At 54.2% G+C, this 20,505-nt stretch carries 19 protein-coding genes; 16 read left to right on the forward strand and 3 right to left on the reverse strand.

Annotation, left to right across the window (positions count from 1 at the left end):
• Positions 1-66: 66 nt before the first annotated feature.
• Positions 67-1,062: an NAD(P)/FAD-dependent oxidoreductase gene (locus GE107_RS14725; protein WP_255570490.1), complete on the reverse strand. Its 996-nt coding sequence runs from the start codon at positions 1,060-1,062 to the stop codon at positions 67-69.
• A 250-nt stretch (positions 1,063-1,312) separates the two neighbouring features.
• On the opposite strand from GE107_RS14725, the gene GE107_RS14730 reads away from it, so the two are divergent.
• Together GE107_RS14730 and GE107_RS14735 are read left to right on the forward strand one after the other, a co-directional pair.
• Positions 1,313-2,506 carry an NAD(P)/FAD-dependent oxidoreductase gene (locus GE107_RS14730; protein ID WP_219640736.1) on the forward strand — a complete coding sequence of 398 codons (1,194 nt, stop codon included), beginning with the start codon at positions 1,313-1,315 and terminating at the stop codon, positions 2,504-2,506.
• Positions 2,506-2,781, forward strand: coding sequence for a hypothetical protein (locus tag GE107_RS14735; protein ID WP_219640737.1), 276 nt, complete (start codon positions 2,506-2,508; stop codon positions 2,779-2,781). Before GE107_RS14730 ends, GE107_RS14735 begins: the two co-directional genes overlap by 1 nt.
• Before the next feature lie 227 nt (positions 2,782-3,008).
• Here GE107_RS14735 and hemQ read toward each other — a convergent pair whose 3' ends face one another.
• Positions 3,009-3,755, reverse strand: a complete 747-nt coding sequence (gene hemQ / locus GE107_RS14740) for a hydrogen peroxide-dependent heme synthase (RefSeq protein WP_219640738.1) — start codon at positions 3,753-3,755, stop codon at positions 3,009-3,011.
• 188 nt (positions 3,756-3,943) lie between these two features.
• Here hemQ and GE107_RS14745 point away from each other — a divergent pair, with 188 nt between their 5' ends.
• The 10 genes from GE107_RS14745 (at position 3,944) to GE107_RS14790 (ending at position 16,095) form a co-directional block, all read left to right on the forward strand.
• On the forward strand, positions 3,944-4,219 hold the full coding sequence (locus tag GE107_RS14745) for a YuiB family protein (protein ID WP_219640874.1): 276 nt from the start codon (positions 3,944-3,946) through the stop codon (positions 4,217-4,219).
• Positions 4,220-4,241: 22 nt separating this feature from the next.
• Positions 4,242-4,649 carry a GtrA family protein gene (locus tag GE107_RS14750; RefSeq protein WP_219640739.1) on the forward strand — a complete coding sequence of 136 codons (408 nt, stop codon included), beginning with the start codon at positions 4,242-4,244 and terminating at the stop codon, positions 4,647-4,649.
• Positions 4,650-4,680: 31 nt separating this feature from the next.
• Positions 4,681-5,544 (forward strand): alpha/beta fold hydrolase, encoded by an 864-nt coding sequence (locus GE107_RS14755; RefSeq protein WP_219640740.1) that lies wholly within the window; start codon positions 4,681-4,683, stop codon positions 5,542-5,544.
• 147 nt (positions 5,545-5,691) lie between these two features.
• The gene (locus GE107_RS14760; protein ID WP_255570491.1) at positions 5,692-7,992 is read left to right on the forward strand and encodes a glycoside hydrolase family 113 protein; all 2,301 of its coding nucleotides are present in this window, start codon (positions 5,692-5,694) and stop codon (positions 7,990-7,992) included.
• Positions 7,993-8,467: 475 nt separating this feature from the next.
• Entirely contained in the window at positions 8,468-9,511 is a 1,044-nt protein-coding gene (locus GE107_RS14765; RefSeq protein ID WP_219640741.1) for a prenyltransferase/squalene oxidase repeat-containing protein, read from the forward strand.
• 120 nt (positions 9,512-9,631) lie between these two features.
• Entirely contained in the window at positions 9,632-10,966 is a 1,335-nt protein-coding gene (locus tag GE107_RS14770; protein WP_219640742.1) for a diguanylate cyclase, read from the forward strand.
• Positions 10,963-12,024, forward strand: a complete 1,062-nt coding sequence (locus tag GE107_RS14775; RefSeq protein ID WP_219640743.1) for a HEAT repeat domain-containing protein — start codon at positions 10,963-10,965, stop codon at positions 12,022-12,024. Before GE107_RS14770 ends, GE107_RS14775 begins: the two co-directional genes overlap by 4 nt.
• On the forward strand, positions 12,025-13,497 hold the full coding sequence (locus GE107_RS14780) for a glycosyltransferase family 2 protein (protein WP_219640744.1): 1,473 nt from the start codon (positions 12,025-12,027) through the stop codon (positions 13,495-13,497).
• 126 nt (positions 13,498-13,623) lie between these two features.
• Positions 13,624-15,111, forward strand: a complete 1,488-nt coding sequence (locus tag GE107_RS14785) for a DnaD domain protein (protein ID WP_219640745.1) — start codon at positions 13,624-13,626, stop codon at positions 15,109-15,111.
• A 33-nt stretch (positions 15,112-15,144) separates the two neighbouring features.
• Positions 15,145-16,095: an ATP-binding protein gene (locus GE107_RS14790; RefSeq protein ID WP_219640746.1), complete on the forward strand. Its 951-nt coding sequence runs from the start codon at positions 15,145-15,147 to the stop codon at positions 16,093-16,095.
• Here GE107_RS14790 and GE107_RS14795 read toward each other — a convergent pair.
• Entirely contained in the window at positions 16,052-17,125 is a 1,074-nt protein-coding gene (locus tag GE107_RS14795; protein WP_219640747.1) for a phosphotransferase, read from the reverse strand. The two genes, GE107_RS14790 and GE107_RS14795, sit on opposite strands and share 44 nt — an antisense overlap.
• A gap of 266 nt (positions 17,126-17,391) precedes the next feature.
• Between GE107_RS14795 and GE107_RS14800 the strand changes: the two genes are divergently transcribed.
• Genes GE107_RS14800 through GE107_RS14815 form a run of 4 tightly spaced genes read left to right on the forward strand, consistent with a single transcriptional unit; the run spans position 17,392 to position 20,503 of the window.
• Positions 17,392-18,507 (forward strand): sulfate ABC transporter substrate-binding protein, encoded by a 1,116-nt coding sequence (locus tag GE107_RS14800; RefSeq protein ID WP_219640748.1) that lies wholly within the window; start codon positions 17,392-17,394, stop codon positions 18,505-18,507.
• 33 nt (positions 18,508-18,540) lie between these two features.
• Positions 18,541-19,380, forward strand: coding sequence for a sulfate ABC transporter permease subunit CysT (gene cysT, locus GE107_RS14805; RefSeq protein ID WP_219640749.1), 840 nt, complete (start codon positions 18,541-18,543; stop codon positions 19,378-19,380).
• Between the two features lie 14 nt (positions 19,381-19,394).
• A complete protein-coding gene (gene cysW / locus GE107_RS14810; RefSeq protein ID WP_219640750.1) occupies positions 19,395-20,267 on the forward strand; it encodes a sulfate ABC transporter permease subunit CysW in 873 nt (290 codons plus the stop codon).
• A gap of 44 nt (positions 20,268-20,311) precedes the next feature.
• Complete coding sequence (locus tag GE107_RS14815; RefSeq protein WP_219640751.1) at positions 20,312-20,503, forward strand: YezD family protein; 192 nt, start codon at positions 20,312-20,314, stop codon at positions 20,501-20,503.
• The last annotated feature ends 2 nt before the right edge of the window (positions 20,504-20,505 follow it).

The raw sequence follows: 20,505 nt of genomic DNA on the forward strand, positions 1-20,505 counted from the left end.
GAGGCCTATTCCGATTACTTCTCGGGGCCCCTGCTGCCGGGTTCACGCCACTTTCGGAGGAACGGGTTACAGCTTCATGTTGCTGCTGTGGCCAGGCGAAAGCTTGGCGTCCGGGTCGATATAGACTTTGGCGTTGTTGATCGCCGTCGGCGCTTCTCCGAACCCGACCGCGATCAGCTTGAGCTTGCCGGGATAGGTCGTGATGTCGCCCGCGGCGAAAATGCCCGGGATGCTCGACTCCATACGGGAATCCACGACGATGGAACCTCCGTCGATCTCCAGTCCCCATTCCGCGATCGGGCCCAAGGAGCTGACGAAGCCGAAATTGACGATTACCGCGTCGACTTCGTGCTCCGTTGCCTGGCCGGACTTGACGTCGGTCAGCGTCACGCGTTCGATCGAGCTTTCCCCGTGAAGCGCCGTGATCTCTTTCGGCGTTGCGAGGTTCACCTTCGAACGATGCAGAAGCTCTACGCTGTGCTCATGGGCCCGGAATTTGTCCCGCCGATGCACGAGCGTAACGGATTCGGCGATCGGCTCGAGCATCAGCGCCCAGTCGACGGCGGAATCGCCGCCCCCGCTGATGAGCACCCTCCGGCCTCGGAATTTCTCGAGATCCCCGACGAAGTAATGAAGGTTCGATTTCTCGTAGCGGGACGCCTCCGGCAGCTCCAACCGTCTCGGCTCGAAAGCGCCTACGCCTGCGGTAATAATGACGGCGCGTGCATGGATCGTGCCCGCATCGGTGACAATTTCAAACAAACGCTCTTCCTTCTTGACGACCTGCAGCACTTTCTCGCCCAGACGGATATCCGCTTGGAACAGCTCCATTTGCTTTTTCAGATTGTCGACCAGCTCCTGGGCCGTCACCTTGGGGAAGCCGGCGACATCGTAAATGTATTTTTCGGGATAAAGCGCTGCCAGCTGACCGCCGAGCTGGGGCATGCTTTCGATCAAGGCGACCGACATTTGCCGCATGCCGCCGTAGAAAGCCGCAAACATGCCCGCGGGACCTCCGCCGATAATCGCCACGTCAACGGCGGATGGTTGAGTGTTTGTCAAAGCCGAGTGCACCTCCGTAAATTTGCAAAAACTCTGTCTATTTATTTTTCCTCATTATAAGCTTGCGAAACGAACAAAGGAAGATTTTTTGTGGAGTCGTCCAAACAATATTGTGAAAATGAACCTTGAAACTTGGCGGAAAACTCGCTATGATTCTCCTTGTATGGGCTGAAAGAAGGCCAACGACGGACATTGTGTAATTTTTCACAAACAAAAGACAGACAAAACACAACGATTGGATGGGATTGCGATGAGCAGCATACCGAAAATTGTCATTCTGGGGGCCGGTTACGGCGGGATTCTAACCTCCCTTCGTCTCCAGAAGGAATTGAATTATAATGAAGCGGACGTCACGCTCGTCAATAAGCACGACTACCACTACATCACGACGCACCTGCACATGCCTGCCGCCGGAACGGACAACCCGGAGAACGCGCGGGTCAACATTTCGAAGCTGATCGACGAATTCAAGATCGATTTCGTCAAATCTACCGTCGTGCAGATCCGGCCGCAAGACCGCAAGGTCATCCTGGAAGACGGCACGCTGTCCTATGATTACCTGGTCATCGGACTCGGCGGAGAGCCGGAAACGTTCGGCATTCCGGGCATGGTTGAGAACGCCCTGAACATCCGGAGCATCAACTCCGTCCGTCTGATCCGCGAGCACATCGAATACCAATTCGCCCGCTTCAAGCGCGAACCGCACCGCACGGATTACCTGACGTTCGTCGTCGGCGGCGCGGGCTTCACCGGCATCGAATTCGTCGGCGAACTTTCCGACCGTATCCCCGAGCTGTGCAAGCAGTTCGACGTGGATCCCGCCCTCGTCAAAATCTACAATATCGAAGCGGCTCCGACTGCGCTGCCGGGCTTCGATCCGGAGCTCGTCGAATACGCGATGCAAGTGCTTCAGAAGAAAGGCGTCACCTTCAAGATCGGAACGGCGATCAAGGAATGCACGCCGGACGGCGTCATCGTTGGAGAGGGCGAAGAAATCAAGGCGCAAACCGTCATCTGGACGGGCGGCATCCGCGGCAACCGCCTGATCGAGGAAGCCGGGTTCGAAACGATGCGCGGACGCGTCAAAGTCGACGAATTCATGCGCGCTCCGGGCCACGAGAACGTGTTCATCCTGGGCGACAACGCGCTCGTGTTTAACCCGGAAGGCCGTCCGTATCCGCCTACGGCGCAAATCGCGATGCAGGCCGGCGTCAACTGCGCCCACAACCTGGTCGCGTCGATCCGCAACCAGCCGCTTAAGCCTTTCACGTACCTGAGCAAGGGCACCGTCGCCTCGCTCGGCAAAGGCGAAGCGATCGGCATCGCGTTCGGCAAGAAGTACAAAGGCCGCGTAGCCGCTTGGCTGAAGAAAGCGATCGACCTCCGCTACCTGTTCATCATCGGCGGCATACCGCTGATGCTGCGCAAAGGCAAATTCCTGTAATGAGACACTGCAGCGTGCAGGTGCGGGGCCTGTTGACCCGAGAGGAATTGGACCGGTACAACGCGCTGATGGAAGTGGGCTCTTATCTGGAATCCCAGAATCGGTACGATTTGTCGGCCATCGTGCAGGCCGAGGTGGACTTGCTTATCGTTCCCGCCATCGGACGGCTGAAGGAGAAAGGCCGCGAACGCGACCGGATGACGCAGGAATACCTGGAAGAGCAACGACGCGCGGAGTGGGAACGCCAGATGCGCGAAGCGGCAGATGAGGAATAATTCGAGAGCTGTACACTGACGGAATGGCGGCGCAGGGAGTTCATCCCCGTGCCGCCATTTCCCGTTCAAGCGCCGGATTTCCTACTGCAGGCCGATTTCAATCGGCATGAGGTATTCCGGGGTGATCTGCTATAGCGGCGGGGTAAGGCGAAGGCAGCTCCAGAGAGAGAAATCGGGGCTGACTCCAGGGGAATCGATCGTACCCCGGAACAGCCCCGAACGCTTGCTTAGAACCGAAACAGATCCGCCAAAGAATCGCGCGTCAAGCGGTTGCCGACATAGAACGATCCGAATTCGCCGAACCGCGCGCTGACCTCGTCGAAGCGCATTTCGTACACGAGCTTCTTGAACTGAAGCGCGTCGTCGGCGAACAGCGTGACGCCCCACTCCCAATCGTCGAAGCCGACGGAACCCGTGATGATTTGCTTGACCTTGCCGGCGTAGCCGCGGCCGATCATGCCGTGGCTGCGCATCATCGCCTTGCGCTCTTCCATCGGAAGCATGTACCAGTTGTCCTGCAGCAACCGCCTTTTGTTCATCGGATAGAAGCAAATGTGGTTCGTTTTGGGCAGGATGGGCTTCAAGCGGGCGGCGATTTCCGGCACCTGCATCGGATCGACTCCCGGCTGGCCCATATAGTTGCTCAATTCGACGACGCTTACATAGGAATAAGCTTTGCGGGTAAAGCGGGCGAAGGCGGATTTGTTGAAGGCCGTCTCGAAAGCGTTCAGCTCCTCCAAGGATTCGCGCAAATGCATAAACACGAGGTCGGCTTTCTGGCCGACGATCGAATAGAGGGCAAGGCTCCCTTCCTTGCGTTCTTCGACATCCTCGCACTTGGCCACGAAAGTCATCAAATCGGCCAATGCCTCATTCTTCTCGGCCGCGTTCGCTTGATTCCAAGCCGTCCAGTCGATTTCGCGAAAATCGTGAAGGGCGTACCAGCCCTCTAGGGTTTGAGCGGCTTCGCTCATTCGCACATCTCTCCTCTGATCAGTTATCGCTTTCCCCCATTGTAGCTTACGCTTACGAACGGGGGCAAACGGACGGGGCCGATTGTGCGGGTTTGTTCACAGCCTGTTCGTTTGACGCGCCTAAAACCGATCTTGTAAACTGTTGTTGAGTAAAGTTCCACTAGGGAGGACGTTCGTTCGTGCTCGAAATTTTGCAGGAAATCGTCGGTGCCTTGCTGTTCTTCGTGCTGCTGTTCGGCATCGGCTTCATATTGAACATGTTGATCAAAACGACCTGGCTGCCCGTCTGGCTGTGGGTGATCGTGTTCATTCCGCTCGGCGTTTGGCATTACTGGAAACCGGACACGACGCTCGGATCTTTCCTCGCGGTATGGATGCCGTCCATCGTCTCCAGCATCGCGGGTGCGGTCGTCAGCGGCTGGGCCATCCGCAAACTGCGCAAGGGCGGCTACAAGATGTTCTGACGCCGCGGAACGGGGGCGAAGCATGCTAAGCAAGGAACAAATCAGAATGGCGAAGTTCGGGCTCGTCGGATTGATGAATACGGGCGTGGATTTCGCCGTTTTTGTCACGTTGGTGTATGGTTTGGCTTTCCCTTCCGTTTGGGCTCAGGTCATCTCCTATGGTTGCGGAGTCGCCAGCAGTTATTTGCTGAACCGTAAATGGACATTCGCTTCCGGAGGACGGAGCAGTTGGAGCGAAATCATGCGGTTTGCTGTCGTAAACGGAGCTTCTTTCGGTTTGGCCACCGGCTTGCTGCTTGGCCTGGAGCAAGCGGGTTGGACGCCGGCGCTCGCGAAGGGGGCTTCGATCCTCATTTCAACCGCAGTGAATTATGCGGGAAGTCGTTATTGGGTGTTCCGGATGGAAAGCCGGGAAAATCGGGCAGGCTAAGGGATATCATCTTCACTGAGGTGAACCCGGCATGCCCCGAATCCGAGCGAATGGTATCGAGATGCACTATCACGTGCAAGGAAAAGGCTTACCCATCGTGTTTCTCCATCCACCCTGCATAGGAAGCCGAATCTTTACTTATTTGTCCAATGATTTATCCCAAGATCACAAGTCTCTTCTCTTCGATATGCGGGGTCACGGACAGAGCGGTACGTCCGGCGAGCGCCTCACCATTCCGCTGATCGCCCAAGATACTTGCCGATTGATGGATGCGCTCGATATCCCCTCTGCGTACCTATGCGCTTATTCCGTGGCGACGATGGCTGCGCTGGAAGCCCTGCATGCGCATCCGGAACGGTTCCGCGGGGCGATCCTGATGGGAGGGGCGGCTCAAGTTACCGGATGGAAGACGAGAGCGAAGCTGAGGCTGGGGAGGATTGCCGGGCGATGGCGGTTGAAGGAGCTGCTCTCATTGCCGATTCTGTGGAGCAATTCCGACCGAATCGAAACGTTCCGCCGATTGCGAAAGGAAACGACGGCGGGTGACGTGGCGAAATGGGCCGAATATTTGGAAGGCGCACGCCAATATTCCGCCGTGGGATACCTTGCGGAAATCAGACAGCCCGTCTTGCTGTTATGCGGGGAGAAAGACCGGGAATTCAAGACCTATATGAAAATTTTGCAAAAAGGACTTCCGTTGGCCTCGATCGCTTACGTCCCCGGAGTCAAACACACGCTGCCCACCCATGCGGCCCATGAGGTGGCGCCGATCATCCGGGAATGGATCAAAGCGCTGGAAGGCGAGGGACCGACGGAAGTAAAGCAAGGGCTGCCCTCTTTTGAAGTTGCCCCGCTTGTCCAAACGGATGATTCCGAACAACCAAAATATGAGTAAACGATACAAACGAAGGAGCTGCGATTCCTTCGTTTTTTTTCATAAAGGCAAGTTTCAGAAATTGTTTATCGGAACATGATATGCTTTCATTAATTTGTACGATCGAAAGTTTATTATCGGCAGCCGAAATTTAGGAGGATTCATGGAATGCGTTCCCTTAGAATGAAATCATTGGTCTTTCTTACATTGATCTTGATCGTTGCTTCTGGAGGTCTTTATTACTATTTAACCAATAAACCGGTGAACAATACGACGCCTGTAACTTTGGATGACCTGACGATACCGGCCAAAACGGGAAAACAATATCTGCAAACTTTCCGCGACGGAGCTTGGAGAGATTTGTTGATCAAAGGAGTCAACATGGGGGTGTCCAAGCCTGGGCATTTTCCCGGGGAAATGGCGATCACGAAAGAAGAGTATTTGCGATGGTTTCAAGAAATCGGTGCGATGAACGCGAACGTGATTCGGATCTACACGCTTCACCCGCCCGCTTTCTATGAGGCTTTCGCGGAATACAACGCAAAGGCGAAACAACCTCTCTATCTGATTCATGGGGTATGGGTCGACGAGGACGAGATGGTGGCTTCGCAAGATGCATTCAATCAAGAGAACACGAAAGAGTTCGCCGACGAAATTCGCAGAACAGTAGATGTCATTCACGGGAATGCCGATCTCTCTTCCCGGCCGGGACATGCATCCGGTATCTATAAGTCGGATATATCCAAATACGTACTGGGATGGATGCTGGGCGTCGAATGGGACCCGGCAATGGTCGATTCAACGGATCATAAACACAATGGAATGGCGGATTTCAGCGGTACTTATTTCCAAACGAAAAACGGGTCGCCTTTCGAGATTTGGCTTGCCGGCATCATGGAAGATACCGTTGCATACGAGACGGAACGGTATAAGTGGCAAAGGCCGATCAGCTTCACGAACTGGGTCACGACCGATTTGTTGCGCCATCCTTCCGAACCGAATCGGGAAGAGGACATGGCCACGGTGGATCCGAATAAAATCCTGGAAAAACCCGCTTTCATCGGAGGTTATTTTGCTGCCTATCACGTATATCCCTACTATCCCGAATTTTTGAATTACGAGGAGAAGTATAAAGAGTACGTCGATTTTCGCGGCAAGAACAACAGCTATGCCGGCTACCTTCATGATTTAAGGCAAGCTCATCGCATGCCCGTCGTTGTTGCCGAATTCGGGGTGCCTTCTTCGAGGGGAATCGCGCATCGTAACGTATATGGATGGAATCAAGGCAATCACAACGAAACCGAACAGGGCATGATCGATGCCGGTTTGTATGAAGACATCTATCATGAAAAAATGGCGGGAGGTATCGTCTTCAGCTGGCAGGACGAATGGTTTAAACGAACTTGGAACACGATGGACTACGATGACAGCGAGCGTCGTCCATTCTGGTCCAATGCGCAGACGGGAGAACAGCAATTTGGCTTGCTCAGCTTCGATCCTGGAACCGAAGAACATGCGATGTACGTCGATGGAGAAACCGATGATTGGGAGAAAATCGGATCCTTGCCGGTAATGACGGAAAAGGATGGAAGCCTGCTGGAAGGAGCGGATCCTCAAACCGGCGTGAAACGAGTGTTCGTTACCAGCGATGAGCGTTACGTTTATTTCCGCTTGGATCTTGCGCAAAAAGGGTCCCCGTTCGATTGGGCCAAGGAGAATATCATGCTGTTGCTGGATACGGTCCCGAATCAAGGGCAACATCAGATTCCAGGCGGATCCGGGATCACGACGGATGCGGGAATCGATTTCGCGATCGATCTGAAGGGCAAAGAGTCATCCCGCATATGGGTCGATAGTTATTACGACACGAATTATTTCGTTTATGGCCAAACATTGAACATGATGCCTAAACTTGACTACCCGAGCAAAAAGTCAAATGGCATTTTCCACAAGATGGATCTGGTATTGAACAAACCGCTTACGATTCCCAATGTGAAAGGCGGCAATTTGAAGCTTCCGCTTGAAACGTTCGAAACCGGCCGACTGCGGTTCGGCAACGGGAATCCGAACAGCGCCGGATTCGATTCGTTGACGGATGTAGCCGTGAATGAGAAAGAGTCGATCATAGAACTCCGCATTCCTTGGCAATTGATGAATATGAGAGACCCAAGTACCCTTCAAGCAATCGGAGACTTGTGGAAAGACGGCATCTCTGCCAGTGAAAAAATCAAAGGGTTCAAAATCTCATTGGTTTCGTACAAGCCGGATTCTTCAACATTGGATTCACCCGGTGGGGCCGATATCCAATTTACTTACCCGCAAACGAAAAACGGGACGCTGGACGCGAGCGGAATGTATACCTATTCATGGAACGGCTGGGATCTTCCGAAGTATCATGAAAGGTTGAAGCAGTCTTACGGCATCATGAAGGATTTGTTCGGGAGTTTGCAGATCCAGTCCAAACCATAAAGGCTGTGTTCAACTCATGAAGCGAACCGCTTGGAGGACGTTAATCGTTTTGTGTTGCTTTATATTGGCCCATTCCGGTCATCAGATTACCCGCGCAAAACAGATGGAGGAAACTTCGAACTTCAATCCGGCTTCCGCTCAAAGCCGGGCTCTTGCATGGCTGCAACGACAATTGGATCTTGCAGACCAAGACATCGAGATCGAATTCGATTCCGACTACGGTTATGAATATACGGGGAACGTTTCCGGACGGGTTCATTTGGGTTCCGGTGAAAAACCGGAAGATTACGAAGTCCAAATCTTTTCCGTGACGGACATCCCGTATCTGCAAGCGAAAGTTCCTCTTGGGCGCGACGGCCAATTTTCTACGCGCAAGCTTACGGAGGTACTGGGCATCGATTTTTCCGGCATATTTTCACCCGTTCGAGAAGGGGTTAAGGTTGCCAAAGTGGTGCGGATTCAAGACGGGAAAATCATGGGGAGTACGGAGCGTCCCGCTTACCGTCTTATCCGTTCGTACAGGATTCCCGAGGACGATCCTTTTTCCCAACAAGGGTTGGAAACCCGCAGTTGGATTTATGACGATGCTTTGGCGGTTATCGCTTTTTCGCTGTCTGGGGATCGCAAACGGGCTTCTTCGATTTTGGACTCCCTTTCTCAACTGCAACGTTCGGACGGCTCATTGGACATGTCTTACGACATTTATAAGGGTGAAATTAGTCCGTTGATAAGGAGCGGTTCGCTCGCATGGGTGGGTTATTCGGCACTAAAATACGAGCTTGTCACGAAAGACAAGAAGTATCGGAAATTCGCCATTCGCATTGCCGACTATCTCCTCACCCAGCAAAACAAGAAAACCGGCAGCATCAGGGGAGGGCCGGACGTCAAGTGGTATTCGACAGAGCATAACATCGACTGTTTCTTTTTCTTTAGGGAGTTGTCTCTCCTTACGAGAGAAACCCGGTTTGAACGTGCGGCCGAATCCGTGAAAGAAGCCTTGTTGAATTTCCATTGGTCAGCGAAAGAAAACAGGTTTTTCCAAGGGGTCGATGACCCTGCGGGAGCATTGGACACGAATTCCTGGGGTGGAATTTTCTTATTGGCCATAGGAAGAACGGACTTGTTGCAAGGTGCAATGAATTACTTGTCAAAATTCAAGGTCGATTCATCCGCTATGACTCATAGCAACAGCAGAAACAGCTATAACATGACCTTCATGACGAATCTACCTCTTTCCGGATATAAGCCTTACCTTGATAACGAGCATTACCCGGGTGCGCCGGATATCATTTGGACGGAAGGCACTTGGGGCGTAATCAATCTCATGCAGCGCCAGCAATTGGATACCTGGCCGCTCATACGCTCGATGTTCGCGATTCAATCCTCAGATCCCGAAGGCGGACTGGTCTACGCGAACCGCGGAGCGGCTCAGGAACCTTTCGAGTTCCATGTTTGGCCGGCTGTCGCCGCCACGGCATGGCAATATTTTACGCTCCGCGGAGCCGGAAGCATTTGGTAGTCCGCCATCTTTTCAGTTGTACAGATTTTGTTCAGTTTTCGATGTTATGATGAAAATAGTTCTATCATACTACTTTATTTACCTTGTTGATGTTTTATAGGCAAATTGGAGGATTTCATCATGTCTATGGCAAATTTGTCGAATAAATCAGATTCTTCTACTTCTTACGTTATCCTGGTTGCCGGCTGCAGCCACGATATCGCAGGAGTTTTGTCGACCGTGTTCAGCAATAACGGTTGGGAAACCCATACGGCTATAGAAGCCGAGCAAGTAGGGAAGGTGTACTTCGAAACGAAACCGGATTGCGTGGTACTGGGTAGCCTATGGCATGAAACCGAAGATTGGATCGATATTCGGGACTATGCCCATTCCGAGTCGGTTCCCATCATTTTCATCGATGATTCCAATTCAAGCGAGTACCGAATTCGCGGCTTCAACTTCGGCGCGAATGATGTACTGGGGATGCCTCTGATTCCCGAAGAGGTTGCGGTTCGGGTTCAAAGGCAGTTGGAAATCAGAACGCGGTTTCAGGAAGCAACGTTGATCGATACCCTCTTCGGCGTTTACAAACGGAAGTATTTTTTCATTGAAGCCGAACGGCAGCTTGGCGATTTGCGCAGAACGCGCGATCCTTTCACGGTGGTCGTGTTCGAGCTTGACCGTTTCCGGGAATTAAACGAGACGTACGGGTATAAGGAAGGCATTCGGGCAATCCGCGACTTGGGACGATTCATAAACGGACGCATCCGCAATACGGATGTTCTGATTCATGCGGAAGACGAGAAATTTATCCTGATTCTGCCGAGAACCTACACGGCCAACGCCGTACCCTTAATCCAAAGGCTTCAGCAGGAGTTTTCCGCGGAACTCGCTGACGCGGTGAACGGGACCTACAGCCGTTCTTTTTCGGCAGGTCTATTGGAAGTGGTAGACAGCGACTGGAAACCGGGCAATTGTTTGGATATGGCAGTCAAGGCCCTTGAGAAAGCCAAAGCCGAAGGCTCGAACGCCACTCATGTATTTTCTTTGGCACAAGATCAGGAGCAAGGTTGGAGAAGGAAGTTGAATGTTGCCGTCATTGACGACGATGAATTAATCCGTAATTTGTTGGAATCCCGGCTGCAAGACTTGGGAGGTCAACAGTTGGATTTAAACGTGAAGTGTTTTGTTGACGGAGAAGATTTCTTTGGAAACGCTTGGCACAAACAGCCAGGACAATTTCTCGTTTTGTTGGATCGGAATATGCCGAGAATGAACGGCATGGAAGTTCTTCGAAAGTTGAGGCTTCACTACGACCGATCACGTTATTTGGTCATGATGTTGACGGTCGTCAACACGGAAGCCAGCATATCGCAAGCGATCGAGTCCGGAGCAGACGATTACATGACTAAGCCCTTCAGTTTAATCGAGCTCGAATCGCGAATCATGAGGTTGATTAAGGGGAAGAGAAGATGAACAATAGCCTGATCATCGTGCTTTGGGCAGGATTGACGTTGCTAAGTGTTCTAACGCTCATCTTCATCTATTTGTTCATCAAAAAAACGATTAGCAACCGCTACGAGATGCGCAAAAAGAAGTTGTTGGAAGATTACCACAAGAGCGATTCCGTTCTGGAACGGTATCTGCGTACCGGACATATGGAAAGACGCATGGTTTTGGGCAGCGCCGTGGAATATGAGGCCATGCAAGAATACTTCGTGAAAAGAATCCAAGTCGTCAACGAGGAAGAGCATCAACGGATCCAACTGTTTTTTCAACAGCATCTGGTAGATCATTACCGCAAACGGCTATCGAGCCGGCGATATAACCAGAGAATCAGTTCATTGCTGTACATTGAACGCTTTAATTTGCGGGAGCTTCTTCCCGATCTGGAGAACCTGCTGAGCAAGAAGATCGGAGATGTTGAAAAATATGCCGTCCTTCGTGTAATGGCCGGACTTCAGTCCGAACGGATTATTGAAATCATGATGGATCCCACCCAAAATCTTCCCGATTATGTATGCCGACAACTCCTGTACCCACTTAACATGAACCTGATGGAACGATTTATCGCCGGATTCGACCAATGTCCTCCCTCTCTTCAAGACAACTTGCTGGACATTCTTAGGATTCGGAATGAACGTTCTCTCGCATTCCTGCAGATGTTGGAGCTGCTGGTCAATTCCGAACGGGAAGAGTTGCGGATCAGAGCGATTAAGGCGTTGGCGAGTTTCGGATACGCATCGAAACAGGGGTTGCAGCGCATCGAAGAATCATTGGATCATTGGGATGCCAAGTCGTGGCAGGAGAAGTTGATGCTTACGAAATTGATGGGAAGCATCAAATCCGGTCCTTTTTTAGAGAAGCTGCAGGAATTGATTTCCGACCGTTCCTTCATGATTCGATCGGAGGCGGCAGCATCCATTCTTCTGTATAAGGACGGGGTGCAAATATTGCGCAAGATCGAGGCATCCCATGAGGATCGGTTTGCCCAAGATATTGCCAAGGAAATGTTGAAGAGGGGAATATCTTAAATGAACGGTTGGTTGGAGTTCGGGTATGAATTCTTTTTCTGGTTTAACCGTATCGTATTTTTTTACATCATAGCCGTGGTTTTCGTATATTTGGTGTTGTTTCTTACCTCTGCTTTTAATTTACGCAAGCAAATCGGTATCCCCGAGATGCAATACGATGAAATGTTGACGACGAAATTCGCCCCGCCTCTCTCCATCATCGTTCCCGTCTACAACGAAGAAATTGGAGCGGTATACAGCATACGTTCCCTGCTTGGGATCAATTATTCCCAATATGAAGTCATCGTCGTAAACGACGGATCCAAGGATAACTCGCTCGAAACGATCATCAAAGAATTCGACATGTTCGAAATGCAGGAAAAAATCGTCTGGACGGGTTTGAAAAAAGGAACGAAACCGGTACGGAAAGTCTACGGATCTCGTCTTCATTCGAATCTTTTCCTGCTCGACAAAGAGAACGGCGGCAAAGCGGATGCATTAAACGCGGGGATATTAATGTCGAAATATCCTTACTTCGTATCCATTGACGGAGATACGATTCTGGATACGAACGCCATCATGAAAGTGATGAAACCGATCATCGAAGCGAAGCCGGGCGAAGAAATCATCGCGTCCGGAGGAAGCGTCGGCATTGCCAATGGCAATCGGATCGATCGCGGCTACCTGAACAGCGGAAAGGTCAGTCTCGTCCGACATCCGTTGGTTGTCATGCAGGTCATTGAATATATCCGTGCATTTCTCATGGGGAGAATGAGTTTAAGCCGTTACAACATATTGCTCATTGTTTCCGGAGCATTCAGCGTCTTTCGCAAAGACTGGGTGATCAAAGCCGGAGGTTACGATACCGAAACGGTCGGCGAAGATATGGAATTGGTCGTTCGTCTGCATAGATTGATCAGGGAAAACAAAAGCAAAGCCAGAATTGCGTTCTTGCCCGACCCGGTATGCTGGACTGAGGCTCCGGAAAGCCTTTCCGTCCTGTACAACCAGCGGAAACGCTGGCATAAAGGTTTGTTCCAGAGTTTATATCGGCATAAGAAAATGATGTTGAATCCGAAGTATGGCGCCATTGGCATGCTGGCATTCCCCTATTTCTTTTTTATCGAATTTTTGGGACCCGCCATCGAGTTGCTCGGCTATTTTGTCGTCATTTTCGGTCTCTGGTTCAACTTGATCAACATTCCTTATGCGGTTCTATTTTCTCTGGTTATGATCATATACGGTTCATTCTTGTCCATGGGCGCGCTGCTGTTGGAAGAGTGGAGCCAGAGGAAGTACAAAAAGCTGTCGGACTTTTTCCGTTTATTCGTATACGCGTTAACGGAGTCGTTCTGGTACCGCCCGCTCATGAGCATTTCCCGAATGCACAGCCTGTTTGAGCTTGGACGCCGCAAGCGCGGAGAATGGGGCAGAATGACGCGCAAAGCCGGAGTTCTCCATCATCAGGAAGAAGTACCTGCCCAGCCAAAGTAAATCGTATTCCATGCACGGTCTTTCCTAAGGTCCGTGTTTTTTGTTCCATTCGTTCTGTCTCCACCAAGTTGCGAATTATGGTACAATAATAGAACTCATCTAAGGAAAAGAGTTGTCCTTTTCGCGATGCACGTGTCTAACGTTCTGGAATTCACGGAGAATCATCGTTTTTTCGTTTATCGTGATTTCGCCCTTAGCGCGCTGGACCGGAAACTGTTCGTTTCCTTGTACCAGCCGATCGTGGGGGCTCTTTCGTCTGCACTCTACCATCTTCTCTATCAGAAAAAGACGGAAGAAGAAATCGGATATAGCGCATTGGAACCTCAGCGCCGTTTGTTCCTCGGGCTTGGTGTCGAGATGAACGCTCCGGGACGAAAATCCTTGGCCGAGGCCGCTTCCCGTCTGGAAGCGGTAGGGCTTATGCAATCCTATCGCCATTACAATCCGTTAACGGAAGAATCGGTTTACGAATATTCGCTGATCCGTCCTCTCGGGACGGAAGAGTTTTTCGCCAATCTTCATCTTACTTTGTTGCTTAGGGATAAAATTGGCAAACCCGCCGTTTTGGAACTCCGCCAGGGAGGAGTCCGCGAACTCCCTCCGGAGCTTTCCCGTTTCGTGAACCGCGAGGAAGTGACAGTGCCATTCTACGAATTGTTCCATGTGGGGATGGGACAAGTCGACCCCGATTTGGAACCGAGTTGGACAGAGAATGCGGCTGCCTTCGAACGGTCGCCGGGTCCGGCGCTGTCGGAACGCATCCGGCACGCCGACATGCTCCTGCGGTTTCCGCGGGGATCGGCGAACCGCCGCTTGGTGGAGAGCCTGGGCCGCGCGCCGGAGTCGATGGCCCAAATCAACTATTTGGCGTATAAGTACGATTTGGACGTGCCGGAGATTTGCCGTCTTCTAGACGAAGACGGAATATTCGAAGCCGACGGCGCGCTGCGGTGGGAAGAATTGAATCGCCGCGCCCATTCGGTTTACCGCCAGGATCGCAAGCGGGAGGAAGAGAGGGAACGTTTCTTGGCGCGGGGCGAAACGCGGCTCGCTGCGGAAGCCGGAGAACCGCCTGCGGACGCGGGGATCATCGCGCCTCTGGAAGTTCCCGAACGGCTCGCCGGGGAAGTCGCGCCGGACCAATATATGTCCTTGCTGAGACGGGAGCCATACACCCGCGTGCTGGGACGGCATTTTCCCGGAGCGGTTCCGGACTCGTTCATGCGCATTTTCGAGCGGATCGACTTGAATTACAAGCTTCCCGAACCGGTGATCAACGTGCTGATCCACTACGTTTTCGGCATGAAGCACGCCCAGCGTCTGACCCACGCCTTCATCGATTCGATCGCTTCCAACATGCTGGCGAAAGGGATCGACACCTTCGATCGCGCGGTCGCCTACATACGGGAACAGCAAAAGCTGAACGAGACGCTCGAGCGGCGCCGCAAATCGGAGGATGGAGGGAGCGCCCAAGCGCCATCCCGCGGCAAGCAGCCGCAACGGCGCAAACCTGCGATGCCCGTCGTCGAGGATAAGGGGCCCGCCAAGCCGGTCTCCCCGGAAGAACGCGAGAAGATGAGGGAACTTGTCCGAAAGTTGAAATACGAGCAATAAAAAAGAGCCTTCGTTGGCGGAAAGGAATCGGAGATGGAATCGCTCAGAGACGCTTTACGAGGTTGGACGCTTCCGGAATCCGCCATCGATCCCGTGAGGCTTGCGTCCGAAGTGCTGGCCGATCCGCTGGTCGTGAAGCTGAGGGAACGTTACCCGGCAATGGACGAATCGGTGCTTCGGGCCAATTTGAACCGGCTGTACCAGATGTCCAAGGAATACCACAACTGCAAAAACTGCCCAGGGCTGGAACGTTGTCCGAACGACATGCAAGGGCACTCCACGGGGCTGGTCTGCACGGAAGTTGGAGGCCGCTGGCAAATTGTCGACCAGAAGATCCCTTGTGCCTTGTGGGTTCAATACGAGCAGCAAGTTCAGCTGCGGCGACGCATCACCTGCCTCTTCGCGGACGATTCGCTTTTCGGGCAGTCGTACGATGAAGATGAGATGTTCAATCTGGATGATGACCGTTCCGTGGCGGTGCATGATATCGCGGCTTACGTCGCTCTGACGAAGCGGGATGGCCTTCAGAAGAACGGCTTGTATTTGATGGGGGATTTCGGTACAGGCAAAACGTATTTGGCCGGTTACCTGCTTCAGAAACTCGCGAAGGAAGGCTACAACGGCGTGATCGTTTACATGCCCGAGTTCGTGGAAGACGCCAAAGCGCTTATGATGGAGCCGCAGAAGCTGAAGGAAACGATCACGCTGATGAAGGAAACGGATTTGCTCGTATTCGACGACATCGGCGCGGAGAACTTAAGCCCCTGGGTGAGGGACCACGTGCTCGGCGCGATTTTGAACCACCGGATGAACCGGAAGCCGACGTTCTATACGTCCAATCACGATTTGGACGCTCTCGAGCGGCATTTCAGTTTCACGCACAAAGAAGGCGAAGAGCTGCACAAAGGCCGCCGGCTGATGGACCGGATCCGGCCGTTCGTCAGCACTGTGCACGTTCGCGGACGGAACCATCGGGGGGGCTGAGCCTCGGGTCGCCGGGTGACGAATCGAGGTTCCCGAGGCTTGTCTCCAGCCGGTCCCACTGAGCCGCCGTCCAGATCATTTCCTGCTGAAAACGCCGCGGAGCCGTGCTCCAGGAAGCCGCGGGCGACCGAATCCACCAGAACGATTCGATGAGCCAGCAGCGCCGCACCGCATGTAGAAGTCCGCCGCCGGGAAGCGGCCGGATTTGGCGATACCCTTCGGCGAACGCGGCGGCGGCGTCTCTCCGAAATTCTCCTCCCGCTAACGCGCAAGACAGGACGGCTCTGCCGAGATCGAGAGCCGGATACGCGTACCGGACCCTGTCGAAATCCACGATGGCGGTCAGCCGGTCCGGTTCGAACAGGATATTCTCCGTCCACAAATCGAGATGCGACCAACCCGGCTCGTCCGGCGGCCAGGATTCGAGGTCCAGCCGGTCGATGATCTCTTTCTGCACCTCGAGCGCTTCCAGGATATCGGGTGCCGCCGAGGCGCTCGCAACCTCTGTCCGTCTTTGTTCCCAATTTTGCTTCCACTCGTCCGGATCCAGCTTCCAGACGGGTTCCTTCGGCGCAATCGCCAGAGGGAGGCCGCCCGGCAGACCTCCGTCGTTCCACACGCGGTGCATTTCCCCGGCCGCGATGCCGAGCGAGTGCATTTGCTTCTCCGTCACCCGGCCAGGGCGAACGTTATCGCCCGGGCAGCAAGTCATGACGACGTACTTCCTTCCGGACGGTGTTCGGTGCAAGTATCCCTGTTCCTCGTTTCCGAGCAGCTCGGGGCACGGGCCGCCCGAACGGAAGTACGCCATCTGCATTCGGAGCGCCTGGGCGATTTCGTCCCAGACGGTGTCGGGAAACTTCCCGTAACGATCCGGGTGGAAGCTCTTCGCAAACCATTCTCCCCGGTTCGTGCGCAGGATCCACTTTTCGTTCAGATATCCCCGGCGGATCGGCCGCGCCTCATCGACGCGAAGCCCGAACCGGAGGCGGATCTCCTCCTGGATTTCCTCCAGCTTGTCGCAGCTCATCTGTCACCTCGAACGATCTCGAACGCATTTTCAACGCCTCCATTGTACCATTTTCGATAACCTTTACGGCGAACTTCTATGGACCCCCACAGAAAAAAATAGATTTATACATTTTTCTTATCGGATTGATTGACAAATCGCTAGGCCCTCGTTTATCATGACTTCAATACCAACTAAATAGGTGGGAATTGTCAGTTTAAGTGACCGGACAGCCGGAGCGAGAGACAGGAATTCCTCCCCAATCCAACCATCAGGGGTGTTTCATCATGAAACAGAAGAAAAGGGTCCTCATTCCGCTCATCTCCGCGCTGCTGCTGTCGCTGCTGCTGTCCGCTTGCGGCGGTTCGAACAACGGCCAGGCGGCTGGAAGCAGCCAAAGCGCCAGCCAGGCGGCGAGCCCTTCGGCGAGCTCGTCCGAAAACGGAAGCAGTACGGCGAAAGCGCCGGAACCGGTCGAGCTTCTGAACGTATCCTACGACCCGACTCGCGAACTGTACGAGGAGTACAACAAAAGCTTCGCGGAATATTGGAAGCAGCAAACCGGCCAGACCGTGACGATCAAGCAGTCCCACGGCGGTTCGGGCAAGCAGAGCCGGGCGGTCATCGACGGCCTGGAAGCCGACGTCGTCACGCTGGCGCTGGCCTACGACATCGACGCCATCGCCCAGAAAGGTCTCATCAAAGCCGATTGGCAGAAATCGTTCGACGATAACAGCACGCCGTATACCTCGACCATCGTTTTCCTCGTGCGCAAAGGCAATCCGAAAGGCATCAAGGACTGGGACGACCTGATCAAGGACGGAGTCCAGGTAATCACGCCGAATCCGAAGACGTCGGGCGGAGCGCGCTGGAACTACTTGGCGGCATGGGGTTATGCGGCCGGCAAGTACAACAATGACGAGACGAAAATCAAGGCCTTCATGACGAAGCTGTTCAAAAACGTGCCCGTTCTCGATTCCGGAGCCCGCGATGCGACGAATACGTTCGTGCAGCGGAAAATCGGCGACGTGCTGCTCGCCTGGGAGAACGAAGCGCATCTAGCCCTCAAGGAATTCGGCGACGAATACGAAATCGTCACCCCGTCCCTCAGCATCCTGGCGGAGCCTCCGGTCGCCGTTAACGACAAGGTGGTTGACAAGAAGGGGACCCGCGAGGTCGCCGAGGCTTACCTGAAATACCTCTACAGCGAACAAGGGCAGGAAATCGCGGCCAAAAACTTCTACCGCCCGCGCCTGCAGTCCGTTGCCGATAAGTACAAGGATCAATTCCCGCAACTCCATCTGCTTACCATCGACAAGGATTTCGGCGGCTGGCAGGAAGCCCAGAAGAAGCATTTCGCGGATGGAGGCGTGTTCGACCAAATCTATGCGCCGGGGTCCTGACCGCAGGCCCGGCATGAGGAGATCACCCGGGATATGGCACAACAAACTCGCAATCCAAGCCGGCTGTTGCCGGGATTCCGTCTTACGATGGGATTTACGACGCTCTATTTGAGCCTCGTCGTCCTCATTCCGCTCGCGGCGCTCGCGATCAAATCCGCCGGTCTCCCGCCTTCCCAATGGTGGGATACCGTCACGGCGCCCCGGGTGCTGGCTTCTTACAAAGTCAGCCTCATGACCTCGTTCTTCGCCGCCGTCGTCAACCTGGCGTTCGGGCTGCTGCTCGCCTGGGTGCTCGTCCGGTACCGGTTCCCCGGCAAACGGATCGTCGACGGCCTGGTGGATTTGCCTTTCGCGTTGCCCACGGCCGTGGCGGGAATCGCGCTGACGACGATCTATGCGCCGAACGGATGGATCGGGCAGCTGGCGCAGCCGTTCGGCTTGAAGATCGCTTATTCGCCGCTCGGCATCACGATCGCGCTCATTTTCATCGGCCTGCCGTTCGTCGTCCGGACCGTGCAGCCGGTTCTGCAGGACCTGGAGTCCGACACCGAGGAAGCGGCCGTGCTGCTCGGCGCATACCGATGGCGTTCCTTCCGCAGGGTCATCCTGCCGCAGCTGATCCCCGCGCTGCTCACGGGGTTCGCCCTCGCCTTCGCCCGGGGGATCGGCGAATACGGGTCCGTCGTGTTCATTTCCGGCAACATGCCGATGAAGACCGAGATCGCGCCTCTGCTCATCATCACGAAGCTGGAACAGTACGAATACGGCCAGGCGGCGGCCATTGCCGTCGTGCTGCTTCTCCTCTCCTTTGTGCTGCTTCTGCTCATCAACCTGCTGCAGCGGTGGGCGGGCCGCCGCCTGCACTCGGCGTAAAGGGGGGCGGAAACATGGCCGGAATCGTAACGAATCCGGGTGCCGGCAAAGCGCAGGCCGCGGTTCCGGAACATTTGACGGAATCCCGTCCCGTGAAGTACCTGCTGATCGGGATCGCGCTGCTGTTCGTCGCGCTGATCGTCGTGCTGCCGATGGTCACCGTACTGAGCCAAGCGTTCAGTAAGGGCTGGAGCTCGTACGTCTACGCGCTGAAGGACCCCGACGCCCTCGCGGCGCTTCGTCTCACGCTGACGACGGCCCTCCTCGCGGTGCCGCTCAATTCGCTGTTCGGGCTCGCCGCGGCCTGGGCGATCACGAAATTCAAGTTTCGCGGCAAAAACCTGCTGATCACGCTGATCGACCTGCCCTTCGCGGTGTCGCCCGTCATCAGCGGCCTGATCTACGTCCTGCTGTTCGGGGCGCAAGGCCTTCTCGGACCGTGGCTTCAGGAGCACGATATCCACATCATCTTCGCGACCCCCGGCATCGTGCTGGCCACCATGTTCGTGACGTTTCCGTTCGTGGCGCGCGAGCTGATTCCGCTCATGGAGGCGCAAGGCGTGTTGGACGAGGAAGCGGCGGTCAGCCTGGGCGCCCGCGGCTGGCGCGTATTCCGCCGCGTGACGCTGCCGAACATCAAATGGGGCCTTCTGTACGGGATGATCCTGTGCAACGCGAGGGCAATGGGGGAATTCGGCGCCGTATCCGTCGTCTCCGGCCACATCCGGGGCGAGACGAACACGCTTCCGCTCCATATCGAGATCTTGTACAACGAGTACCAGTTCACTTCGGCGTTCGCGGTCGCCTCCTTGCTCATGCTGCTGGCAGTCGTGACGCTGATTGCGAAGTCGATTCTGGAGAGGCGCATGAGCGGACACGGCGGCTGAACCTGAAACATGCGGTCACGCAAATGATGAAGGAGGGGATCTCGATGGCGAAACGCGTGGAATGGAACGAGGAGTGGCTGGAGAGGATCAAGGATGCCGTTGCGGGACTGTCGTACGGTACGGTGCAAATCGTCGTCCACGACGGACGGATCGTCCAGATCGAGAGGACGGAGCGGTTTCGCTACGAGCCTTCCGCCGAAAGCCGCAACGCCTCGCCCCCGCAAGCGGCCAAGTAGGA

Source organism: Cohnella sp. CFH 77786 (assembly GCF_019400745.1).
Lineage (GTDB): Bacteria > Bacillota > Bacilli > Paenibacillales > Paenibacillaceae > Cohnella.